At 38.1% G+C, this 11,623-nt stretch carries 9 protein-coding genes and 1 other annotated feature; all 9 genes read left to right on the forward strand.

Translation table 11 applies throughout. From position 1 onward, the window contains the following. The first annotated feature begins 222 nt into the window (after window positions 1-222). The 9 genes from EDD71_RS01320 (at window position 223) to EDD71_RS01360 (ending at window position 11,422) form a co-directional block, all read left to right on the forward strand. Window positions 223-1,254: a galactose ABC transporter substrate-binding protein gene (locus EDD71_RS01320; RefSeq protein WP_133626941.1), complete on the forward strand. Its 1,032-nt coding sequence runs from the start codon at window positions 223-225 to the stop codon at window positions 1,252-1,254. A gap of 145 nt (window positions 1,255-1,399) precedes the next feature. Beyond that, window positions 1,400-2,890, forward strand: coding sequence for a sugar ABC transporter ATP-binding protein (locus EDD71_RS01325; RefSeq protein WP_243116369.1), 1,491 nt, complete (start codon window positions 1,400-1,402; stop codon window positions 2,888-2,890). 16 nt (window positions 2,891-2,906) lie between these two features. Then, window positions 2,907-3,944, forward strand: a complete 1,038-nt coding sequence (mglC, locus tag EDD71_RS01330) for a galactose/methyl galactoside ABC transporter permease MglC (RefSeq protein ID WP_133626943.1) — start codon at window positions 2,907-2,909, stop codon at window positions 3,942-3,944. A 221-nt stretch (window positions 3,945-4,165) separates the two neighbouring features. Continuing rightward, on the forward strand, window positions 4,166-6,079 hold the full coding sequence (gene cooS / locus EDD71_RS01335) for an anaerobic carbon-monoxide dehydrogenase catalytic subunit (protein ID WP_133626944.1): 1,914 nt from the start codon (window positions 4,166-4,168) through the stop codon (window positions 6,077-6,079). A gap of 397 nt (window positions 6,080-6,476) precedes the next feature. After that, window positions 6,477-6,710 (forward strand) — a binding site (T-box leader). 129 nt (window positions 6,711-6,839) lie between these two features. Then, window positions 6,840-8,024: an ABC transporter substrate-binding protein gene (locus tag EDD71_RS01340; RefSeq protein WP_243116359.1), complete on the forward strand. Its 1,185-nt coding sequence runs from the start codon at window positions 6,840-6,842 to the stop codon at window positions 8,022-8,024. Window positions 8,025-8,106: 82 nt separating this feature from the next. Further along, the gene (locus tag EDD71_RS01345; protein WP_133626945.1) at window positions 8,107-8,991 is read left to right on the forward strand and encodes a branched-chain amino acid ABC transporter permease; all 885 of its coding nucleotides are present in this window, start codon (window positions 8,107-8,109) and stop codon (window positions 8,989-8,991) included. A 10-nt stretch (window positions 8,992-9,001) separates the two neighbouring features. Continuing rightward, a complete protein-coding gene (locus tag EDD71_RS01350; RefSeq protein WP_243116360.1) occupies window positions 9,002-9,967 on the forward strand; it encodes a branched-chain amino acid ABC transporter permease in 966 nt (321 codons plus the stop codon). Next, on the forward strand, window positions 9,945-10,715 hold the full coding sequence (locus EDD71_RS01355) for an ABC transporter ATP-binding protein (protein ID WP_133626946.1): 771 nt from the start codon (window positions 9,945-9,947) through the stop codon (window positions 10,713-10,715). The genes EDD71_RS01350 and EDD71_RS01355 overlap by 23 nt, the downstream gene beginning before the upstream one ends. 2 nt (window positions 10,716-10,717) lie before the next feature. After that, the gene (locus EDD71_RS01360; RefSeq protein WP_133627124.1) at window positions 10,718-11,422 is read left to right on the forward strand and encodes an ABC transporter ATP-binding protein; all 705 of its coding nucleotides are present in this window, start codon (window positions 10,718-10,720) and stop codon (window positions 11,420-11,422) included. Window positions 11,423-11,623: the final 201 nt, after the last annotated feature.

Below are 11,623 nucleotides of genomic sequence, written 5' to 3' on the forward strand. Positions count from 1 at the left end.
GATTTAATTTATACTCCTCGATTATTATTCCAAAAATATCCATAGAATACAGTAGGATTTTTATATATTATAATAGGATTTTGTATTCATTTATTGTCTGAATTGAATAATAATTGAATTGTAACATGGAATTTGAGTATGATATTATGATATTTTTGCTTCAATAATAGTATATATATATATTAAATATATATATAATTCAATAATTTAGGGGGGATCTTTATGAAAAAGGTTATTTCAACCTTGCTGGCCGGAGCTTTAATATCAACAATGCTTTCAGGCTGCGGCAGCACAAATACCTCAAGTGGAGGAGGTTCATCCGACAAACCGCCTGTAGGTGTTGCAATTTACAAATTTGACGACACCTTTATGACAGGAGTACGTAATGCTATTTCCGATGCTGCAAAGGACGTGGCAAACGTTGAAATCGTTGACAGCCAGAATTCACAGTCAACTCAGAACGATAAGGTAGACCTCTTTATTACAAAAAAGGTAAAGGCCCTTGCAATTAACCCTGTTGATCGTACAGCAGCAGGTGCAATCATTGATAAAGCGCAGAAAGCTAACATACCTGTTGTATTCTTTAATCGTGAACCTCTTCCAGAGGATATGAAAAAATGGGATAAGGTTTACTACGTTGGTGCGAAGGCAGAAGAATCCGGAACCATATCAGGACAGCTTATTGTTGACTACTGGAAGTCACACCCCGAAGCCGATAAGAATAAGGACGGAGTTTTACAGTATGTTATGTTAAAGGGAGAGCCGGGACATCAGGATGCAGAACTTCGTACAAAGTATTCAATAAAGGCCATTGAAGATGCAGGTATAAAGGTTGAAAAGCTTGCTGAAGATACAGCTATGTGGGATAGAGTAAAGGGACAGGACAAGATGCAGACATTCCTTGCTGCACATGGAGATAAGATTGAAGCTGTTCTTGCAAACAATGACGATATGGCACTTGGAGCTATTGAGGCTTTAAAGGCTGCTGGATATTTTAAGGATGGCAAGTACATTCCTGTTGTTGGTGTTGATGCAACTGCACCTGCACTTCAGGCACTTGAAGAAGGAACGCTTCTTGGAACCGTATTAAACGACGCCAAGAACCAGGGTAAGGCAACATTAAACATTGCAGTTGCACTTGCAAAGGGACTGACGCCATCAAAGGATAACGTTGGATATGATATTACAGATGGAAAATATGTATGGATACCTTATAAGAAGATAACAAAGGAAAATATAAACGATGCTAAATAATGAGAAATAAATTATCTATGGAAAGCAAGGGGATAATGAGCGCTGTACTCAACCCTTGTTTTCTAATATATTAAAATATATAAAAATGCCATAAATGTCAAAGGCAGGAGGCGGTAACTTGAGGGAAACCGAATTCGTACTTGAAATGAATAATATCTCTAAGGAATTTCCCGGGGTAAAGGCACTCGATAACGTAACCTTAAAGGTACGCCCAGGAACTGTACATGCCCTTATGGGAGAAAACGGAGCAGGAAAATCAACCCTTATGAAATGCCTTTTCGGGATATATAAACAGGATTCAGGGGACATAATCCTGGATGGTGAAAAAGTTGAAATAAATAACTCAAAAATTGCCCTTGATAATGGAATTTCAATGATACACCAGGAGCTTCACCCGGTGCCCCTAAGAAGTGTAATGGAAAACATATGGCTTGGAAGATTTCCTATACGTAGATTAGGACCATTAAAATTTGTTGATCATAAAAAAATGTATAAAGATACGGAGAAGCTCTTTAAAGAGCTTAACATGGATATAAAGCCCGATACAATAGTAGGAAGTATGTCTGTTTCAAAGATTCAGATGATGGAAATTGCAAAGGCTGTATCCTATAATTCAAAGGTTATAATAATGGATGAGCCAACCTCATCATTAACCGAAAACGAAGTAGAACATTTATTTGCAATAATCCATAAATTGAAAAGCAAGGGAGTTGCAATCATTTATATATCTCATAAAATGGAAGAAATACTTAAAATTTCTGATGAAGTAACCATAATGCGTGATGGCAGGCGTATAGGCACATGGCCCGCTTCAGAGCTTACAACCGATATGATAATATCTAAAATGGTAGGACGAGAACTTACAAACAGGTTTCCGGAGAGGAGAAATACACCTGGTGAGGTGTTACTTAAGGTTGAAAAACTTACATCACCCAACCCCAGGTCCTTTAAAGATGTGTCCTTTGAACTTAGAAGGGGTGAAATACTTGGAATAGGGGGGCTTGTTGGCGCCCAGCGTACGGAGCTTGTAGAGGCAATATTTGGTTTGAGAGCTGTGCAGTCTGGACAAATTTATATAAACGGAAAGGAAGTTAAAATTAAATCTCCAATAGATGCTAAAAACCACAGGATTGCCCTTCTTACTGAAGAAAGGCGTGCAACAGGGATAATACCCGTTTTATCAGTCCTTGAGAACACACTTATTGCCAATCTAAAGAACTATGTAAAGCCCTATTTTCTTCTAGATGAGAAGAAGAGGAGGGAAGATGGAGAAAAAATTATAGAAAGGCTTAAGGTAAAGACGCCTTCTTCAAATACGCTTATAAAGGATCTTTCAGGTGGAAATCAGCAGAAGGTGTTAATTGCAAGATGGCTTCTTACCGAGCCTGAAATATTAATACTTGATGAGCCTACCCGTGGTATTGATGTTGGTGCAAAATATGAAATATATACTATAATGGCAGACCTTGCAAAGCAGGGTAAAAGCATTATTATGATATCATCTGAAATGCCCGAGCTTATGGGAATGTCTGACAGGATAATGGTTATGTGCGAAGGACGTCTTTCAGGGTTTGTTGATGGAAAAAATGCAACAGAGGAAGAAATAATGCGACTTGCTACGCGGTTTATTGCCTAAGGGGGGAGGATTATAGATGAGCAATTTAAAATTAAAAAATGATGAAGTAAAAAATGCCATAAAACCCAAGAAGATAAAGGAGTTAGTATCACAAAATGCAATATATGTAGTTCTTGTAGTTCTCATAGTAGCCATTGCAGTAGTAAATCCCAGATTTATATCATTTGCAACTTTTAAAGATATATTGCTTCAAAATTCAACGAGGGCTATTATAGCTTTAGGTATGTCATTTATACTTATAACGGGAGGAGTTGACCTTTCAGCAGGGCGTGTCGTTGGACTTGCAGCGGTTCTCTCTGCCTCAATGCTTCAAAAGGCGGATTATTCAAGAAGATTTTTTCCTGATATGCCGAATTTGCCACTATGGCTGCCCATTGTAATTGCTGTGGCAGCGGGACTTGCATCAGGCCTTCTGAATGGATTTATTATTTCAAAATTTAATGTTCCACCGTTTATTGCAACGCTTGGAACAATGGTAATTGTATATGGAGCCAATTCCATATACTTTGACCTGCCTCCAAACGACTCACAGCCTATAGGTGGGCTTAGAAGTGACTTTACCAATCTTGGTTCGGGTTCTATCCTTTCAATACCTATTATAATATTGATAGCTATTATTGTAACACTTATTGTGTGGGTAATTCATAATAAGACACGGCTTGGCAAAAACATGTTTGCGATAGGTGGAAATGCTGAGGCTGCGAAGGTTTCAGGAATTAACGTCGGGCGTACCCTTTTGATTTTGTACGGAATTGCAGGTGCACTCTTTGCACTGGGAGGAGTCCTGGAGGCAGCAAGAACAGGCGGTGCAACCAATAACTATGGCAACATGTATGAGCTTGATGCCATTGCAGCCTGCGTCGTTGGCGGGGTGTCAAACCTTGGAGGTATAGGAACAGTACCTGGAGTAATAACTGGCGTTTTAATATTTGGAGTAATAAACTATGGTTTAACATATATCAATATAAACCCATACTGGCAGCTTATAATAAAGGGTCTTATCATTGTAGCGGCTGTTGGATTTGATATTAGAAAGTATCTGGCTAGAAAGTAAAATTCGTTTAAAAAAGATGCAGGTTTATCTGCATCTTTTTATTTACCTTGACTTTTTCGTTTTTAGTATTGCCAGGGCCTTAGGTAAATATGCAGATTTTGAAGGAAAATGTGAACTGTCCCTTGATTATTATAAATTCTTACTTTATTAAGGCATTTGTGTATATGATAGTCCCTTTAGGAGAAAACTTTATTTAGTGAAACTATAAGGGAGGTATAAAAATGAGTGAAACCATTTTGGAAAGAACTGAGGGACGCATAAGCTATCATGATTCCGTGGAGGAGATGGTAAAAAGAATAAGGGAAGATGGAATGTCTAACGTCTTTGATAGATGGGCCTCTCAGGAAAAAATAAGATGTAAGTTCTGCCTTGAGGGAATGAGCTGTCAGCTTTGTTCTCAAGGACCCTGCAGGATAAACCTTAAGGGTGAACAGCAAAAGGGAGTGTGCGGGATTGGACCAGACGCTATGGCAATGAGAAACATGCTCCTTAGGAATATAATGGGGGCAGGTACATATGGACACCATGCATATGAGGCATTCAGGACCTTAAAGGCGACAGGAGAGGGAAAAACTCCTTTTAAAATTAAAGATGTTGATAAGCTAAAGTGGATGTGTGAAAAGGTAGGGATTAACATTAACCAGGATATAAACAGGATGGCTGTAGAGCTTGCAGACTTTTTAATGACAGAGATGAGAAGGGGTTCAAATGAATCCAGCGTAATGGTTGATGTTTTTGCACCCAGGAAGAGAAAACAGATCTGGAAGGACCTTGGGATATATCCTGCTGGTGTTGAACATGAGGAGCAAAATGCTGTGGCAAGCTGTCTTACAAATGTAGATGGAGATTATGTTTCCCTTGCTAAAAAGGCCTTAAGGCTTGGACTTTCAACTATATATACAGCGCAGATAGGGCTGGAAATGGTGCAGGATATACTATTTGGAACTCCAACTCCCCACGAGGTAAATGTAGACCTTGGAATTATGGATCCGGATTATGTAAATATAGTATTTAACGGACATCAGCCCTGGGCAGGAGTTGCTACACTTCAAAAAGCAAGAACAAAGGAGGTTCAGGACAGGGCAAAGGCTGCAGGTGCAAAGGGTTTAAGAATAGTAGGTTCAATAGAAACAGGACAGGAGCTTCTTCAAAGGTTTGAGATTGATGATGTTTTTGTTGGGCTTATGGGTAATTGGCTTGCAATAGAACCTCTTCTTGCAACAGGTACAGTTGACGTATATGCAATGGAGGAAAACTGTTCACCGCCTTCAATAGACCATTATGCAGAAAAGTATCAGGTAACTTTAGTTGGTGTAAGCACAATAATAGGAATACCTGGACTAAACCACATGATTCCATATCATCCTGATAAAGTAGATGAAATGGCAGATAAGCTTATAGATCTTGCAATCGAAAATTTCAAAAAGAGAAAAGATAAGGTAAAACCTATGGTTCCAAAACATATTCAAAGGGCAATATCAGGTTTTTCAACTGAAGCATTGCTTAATGCCCTTGGAAATAAGCTTGATCCACTTGTTGATGTTATAGCAGCAGGCAAAATAAAGGGAGTCGTAGCCCTTGTAAACTGTTCAACGCTTAGAAACGGGCCACATGACTGGAATACAATAAATCTTGTGAAGCAGCTAATTAAGAAGGATATTTTAGTTGTGGCGGGAGGATGTGGAAACCACGGACTTGAAGTTGCGGGGCTCTGCAATTTCGATGCAATAGAGATGGCAGGACCGGGGCTCAAGGAAGTATGCAATATGCTTAAGATTCCTCCTGTGTTAAGCTTTGGAACCTGCACAGATACAGGAAGAATTTCCATGCTTGTTACAGAGATTGCAAACCATCTTGATGTTGATATTCCTGACCTTCCAATAGCAGTAACTGCACCTGAATGGATGGAGCAAAAGGCAACAATAGATGGGGTATTTGCCGTTGCATATGGCGCATATACACATCTATCTCCAACTCCATTTTTAACAGGAGGCAGAGATCTTGTTAAGCTTCTCACAGAGGATGTGGAAGGTCTTACAGGAGGCAAGATTGTACTTGGAGATGACCCTGTGGAGGCTGCAGACAACATAGAGGCTCACATAATAAGTAAGAGAAGGAAATTAGGGCTTGGATGATTTTAAAGTTTATTAAATAAAATTAATAGCCTCTGCATAGAGAGTAGAGGTTATTTTTTATTCTGTTATATCATAAATATAATTAATATTAACTCGTTTTGCTGGATAAATTTACAGATCCGCGCTGCGATAAAAAATATATTTCATTCACCAGTACGCTTAGCAAAGAAGTTCTAAGGCTCGGGATTTGAAAAATGTGAATTTCATATATTTTTTATCTGCGCTCAGCCCTTGAACTAGCACAACGGATTAATATTAAATATTACATAAAGTTCTAAAAATGAAATCATAAAAATAAAAACTTGCAAAAATCTTTAAAAAAGTATTGACAGGGAATTTTAATTGTGGTAATTTATACACAATAATATTTCGCTAAAGGGAATAATAAGTTAATATGATAATGACGATGACGAAGACAAAACTATCGGTAAATCAATCACAGAGAGCCGGGTATGCTGAGAGCCGGTATTGATTTGATAGATAATGATCACTTCAGAGTCGTATAGCCGAAGCTTAGTAGGCTATAACGTGGGGGCCCCGTTAAAAGGCCAGGGTTTTATTGAACCTGATGAGATAATTATCGTGAGATAATTATGAAGTAGAGTGGTACAGCGTTTTATACGCCTCTACATGTATATTTATACATGTAGAGGCCTTTTTATATATTAAAAAAGCTAAGGGGGGATTTGGTTGGGAATTTCCACTGGACAGGATGAAGATGGTATTATTACTGGCATTTTATTAAATAAAAAAATATTTGATGGAAAGGGTTGAGAATATGAGTAAAAAGGTGTCTTTATTCATGTCACTGATTCTCATGTTAAGCTTATTTGCGGGGTGTTCTTCAAAGGCCACAGGCGGAAACTCGGATAAAATAAAAGTAGGACTTAACTATGAGCTTTCAGGAAACGTTGCAACATACGGACAGGGCCTTGTGGAGGGCATTGAACTTGCATTTGAAGAGATAAATAAAAATAGCGGAGTTCTCGGAAAACAGATAGAGATGATTAAAGTTGACAACAAATCAGACAACGCTGAGGCTGCAAATGTATCAACAAGGCTTGCAACAAGGGATAAGGTAGTTGCAATTTTAGGAGCTGCAACCTCAGGAAACACAAAGGCTGCTACTCCTGCAGCAATGCAAAATAAAGTTCCATTGATATCCGCTTCAGCCACTGCAGACGACGTAACAGTGGACAGCAACGGAAAGGTTAGAGAATTTGTATTCAAAACCACATTTAGTGATTCCTTCCAGGGGGTTATGATGGCTAACTTTGCTTATAACGATTTAGGACTTAAAAAGGCAGCAGTTTTAATCGATACAACCAGCGATTACAGCAAGGGGCTTTCAAAGAATTTTCAGGATACCTATAAAAAACTTGGGGGAACTATAGTAACTGAAGAGGCCTATCAGGCTAAGGAAACTGACTTTAAGGCCGTTTTAACAAAGATTAAGGGAACTAATCCAGATGTACTGTTTGTGCCGGGATATTATGAAGAGGTTGGACTTATAGTTAAACAGGCAAGAGAACTTGGACTTAACGTACCTATACTTGGAGGAGATGGATACGATTCTCCAAAGCTTGCTGAGATAGCAGGAAGGGATGCATTGAACAACGTATACTACTCAAATCATTATTCATCGCAGGACAACACCCCGGAGGTTGTAGAGTTCAAGGAGAAATTTAACAAAAAGTATGGAAAGGATCCCGATGCCTTCAATGCATTAGGTTACGACCTGGCATATTTCCTTGCAGATGCTCTTAAGAGAGCGGGGGCTGCAGATCCTGTAAAGCTTAAGGATGCACTTGCCGCAACAAAGGATTTTGAAGGAGTAACAGGAAAAATAACAATAGATGATAAGCATAATCCTGTAAAATCCATTACGATAATTCAAATGAAAGATGGAAAACCAACCTTCTTAAAGAAGCTTGATCCACAATAATAATACGAATTCTCAGGTGTTTTTCACCTGAGAATTCAATAATTTTCTATAACATCAATTAAAAATAAAAAGGAGTGATGGGATGAAAGAATTACTTCAGCAGGTTATAAACGGATTATCCCTTGGAAGCATATACGCCCTAATTGCCCTTGGATACACTATGGTGTATGGAATAATAAATTTAATCAATTTTGCACACGGTGATATATATATGGTAGGGGCATACGTTGGTTTTGCCGTAACAACATCTCTTCACCTTGGATTTTTCCCATCCCTTGTTATATCAATGGTAGTGTGCAGCATACTCGGAGTTATTATTGAAAAGGTTGCATATAAGCCAATACGAGGATCTAGCAGAATAGCTGCGCTGATTACTGCAATTAGCGTTTCTCTTTTTCTTGAATATGGAATGATGTATTTTGTAAAGGCAGAAACAAGGACTTTTCCAAATGTGCTGGGGAAAAACAGCTTAAAGCTTTTAGATGGAAGTGTAGTAATTGATTATAAAAACATTTATATTGTTGCAATAACCATAATTTTAATGGTGGCACTTCAATATATAATTCGTAGAACAAAAGCAGGAAAAGCAATGAGGGCTGTATCTTTGGACAGGGAAGCAGCACAGTTAATGGGAGTAAACGTTGACAGGACAATATCCTATACCTTTGCAATAGGTTCCGCCCTTGCAGGAGCAGCGGGGGTTCTTGTTGGAGTTTATTATACAACTATCAATCCTCTTATGGGCATAGTACCCGGGCTTAAGGCATTTATAGCAGCAGTTATCGGTGGAATAGGAGTAATACCCGGGGCTGTATTTGGAGGTTTATTCCTTGGAATGATAGAAACGATGGTCAGTGCATATGGTGGTTCATTATACAAGGACGCAGTTGCCTTTGCCATACTAATTCTTGTTCTTTTACTAAGACCAAGTGGACTCTTAGGGCGCAATATAAAGGAAAAGGTATAGGGGTGATAATGTGAATACGAATTTGTTTAGAAGAAGAAATATATTGAGTTTGTTTATCATAGTTTTTCTATATATTGCAGTTCAATTAATGAGCAATTTGGGTATTATAGATTCATATATAATGCTTAATTTGATAATCATTGGTATTAACATAATACTTGCAGTAAGCCTAAACCTTATAACGGGATTTACAGGACAGTTTTCTCTTGGACATGCAGCCTTTATGTCCATAGGTGCCTATGCCTCAGCAATTGCAACGACAAAATTAGAACAGCCATTTATAGTTGGAATACTGATGGCTGCTGTTTCCGCTGCTGTGGCTGGTGTTATAATAGGCATTCCAACCCTGAGATTAAAGGGAGACTACCTTGCAATTGCAACCCTTGGCTTTGGGGAAATAGTAAGAATTATAGGACTTAACGTTGACTACGTAGGAGGAGCGACGGGATTAAATGATATACCCCAGTATACAAACTGGACATGGATATATTTTATGGTCATTGCAACTGTTTTAATTATAAAGAATTTCATTAACTCCTATCATGGAAGGGCATGTATAGCAATAAAGGAAGACGAAATTGCAGCAGAGGCAATGGGAGTTAATACTACCTATTATAAAGTACTTGCCTTTACAATTGGGGCACTGTTTGCAGGAATTGCAGGAGCACTTTATGCAAACTATTTTTATTTTATAAAGCCTGATTCCTTTGGATTTATGAAATCCATTGACATACTTGTAATTGTCGTATTTGGAGGAATGGGAAGTATACTGGGATCTATAGCTGGAGCTGTGGTTTTATCAATTATATCAGCATTTCTTCAAAGCATACCGGAACTTCGCATGGTGGTTTATGCAGTAATCCTCTTTTTAATAATGGTATATAGGCCTAATGGACTTCTTGGAAAATTTGATTTAAAGGATTTGAAGCTTTTTAGAAAAGGAGGGAAAGTAAATGCCGGTATTAAGGGTGAGTAATTTATCGATGTCCTTCGGAGGAATAAAGGCTTTGTCGAATATAAATCTCGAGGTTGAAAGAGGAGAAATAATAGGGCTTATTGGTCCAAATGGGGCGGGTAAAACAACCTTTTTTAACCTTTTAACGGGCATTTACTCTCCAACGGAAGGAGAAATAGAATATAACCTCAAGAAAAGGGGAACATCAAAAAATATAAAGCCCCACAAGATCATAGGCTATGGAATTTCAAGAACCTTTCAGAATATAAGACTATTTAAAAACATGACGGTTTTAGAAAATGTACTCATAGGATTTCATAACAATTTTAGATATGGTTTAGGGGCATCAGTTTTAAGGCTTCCTTTCTTTTATAAAAATGAAAAAGAAGCATATATTGAGGCCATGAACCTATTAAGTATATTTAGTCTTTCAGATAAGGCAGATGAATTTGCAGGCAACCTTCCCTACGGAGAGCAGAGAAAACTTGAAATCGCAAGGGCCCTTGCTGCGGAACCTCAGCTTCTTCTTCTTGATGAACCTGCTGCAGGCATGAACCCAAGGGAGACACAGGAGCTTATGGAACTTATAAAATGGATAAAGGATAGGTTTAATTTAACAATTATACTTATAGAACATGACATGTCTTTAGTTATGAATGTATGTAAAAGAATATTCGTATTTGACTATGGAATACTTATAGCTCAGGGTACTCCACAGGAGATTCAAAACAATCCTGCAGTTATTAAGGCTTATCTTGGAGGTGAATGATGATGATTGAACTTATAAATGTGAATGTATATTATGGCATTATTCATGCACTGAAGGGTATAAGTTTTCATATAGATGAAGGAGAAATAGTTACAATAATAGGTGCCAACGGAGCAGGAAAGACAACAACACTTAAGGCTATATCAGGAATCCAGAGGATAAAAAGCGGCAGCATAATGTTTAATGGGAAGGATATAAGCAAATCTTCAGCCACGGATATAGTGGGCCTTGGTATTTCACATGTACCCGAAGGAAGAAGGATATTTTCAAACATGACAGTTATGGAAAATTTGGAGATGGGTGCCTTTTTAAGAAAGGACAAGGCTGAAATAAAAAAGGACTTCAACAAAGTTTTTGAGCTGTTTCCAAGGCTTCTCGAGAGAAAGAACCAGCTTGCGGGAACCCTGTCTGGAGGTGAACAGCAGATGCTTGCAATAGGGCGTGGACTAATGTCAAAGCCAAAGCTTCTACTGCTTGATGAACCTTCCATGGGCCTTGCACCAATAGTTGTTAAAGAAATATTTGAAATAATAAAGGATATAAATAAAGAGGGAACAACAATACTTCTCGTTGAACAGAACGCCAACATGGCTCTCCAGACGGCAGACAGGGCATATATTATAAGGAACGGAGAAATAGATATAGAAGGCAGGGCAGAGGACCTTCTAAAGGATGAAACAGTAAGGAAGGCCTATCTTGGAGGGTAAAAATAAATATACAAAAACAGGTTTTTATGGAAATGTAGCAAGGGGCTTTACAACAGCCCCTTGCTTTTCAATTTTTTGACGTGGAACATGCTGCTATACGATTATGAATTTTTTTATAGAATTATGATTAAAATAAAAACAATATAAGCTAAAAATATGCTCTTATCTTATTAAAAAATTCATCTTAGAATTAATAGAAAT

Source organism: Fonticella tunisiensis, from assembly GCF_004364155.1.
Lineage (GTDB): Bacteria > Bacillota > Clostridia > Clostridiales > Caloramatoraceae > Fonticella > Fonticella tunisiensis.

Coding starts and splice junctions, on each gene's coding strand:
- EDD71_RS01320 (WP_133626941.1), top strand. CDS start 223: ATGAAAAAGGTTATTTCAACCTTGCTGGCCGGAGCTTTAATATCAACA.
- EDD71_RS01325 (WP_243116369.1), top strand. CDS start 1,400: ATGAATAATATCTCTAAGGAATTTCCCGGGGTAAAGGCACTCGATAAC.
- mglC (WP_133626943.1), top strand. CDS start 2,907: ATGAGCAATTTAAAATTAAAAAATGATGAAGTAAAAAATGCCATAAAA.
- cooS (WP_133626944.1), top strand. CDS start 4,166: ATGAGTGAAACCATTTTGGAAAGAACTGAGGGACGCATAAGCTATCAT.
- EDD71_RS01340 (WP_243116359.1), top strand. CDS start 6,840: ATGGAAAGGGTTGAGAATATGAGTAAAAAGGTGTCTTTATTCATGTCA.
- EDD71_RS01345 (WP_133626945.1), top strand. CDS start 8,107: ATGAAAGAATTACTTCAGCAGGTTATAAACGGATTATCCCTTGGAAGC.
- EDD71_RS01355 (WP_133626946.1), top strand. CDS start 9,945: ATGCCGGTATTAAGGGTGAGTAATTTATCGATGTCCTTCGGAGGAATA.
- EDD71_RS01360 (WP_133627124.1), top strand. CDS start 10,718: ATGATTGAACTTATAAATGTGAATGTATATTATGGCATTATTCATGCA.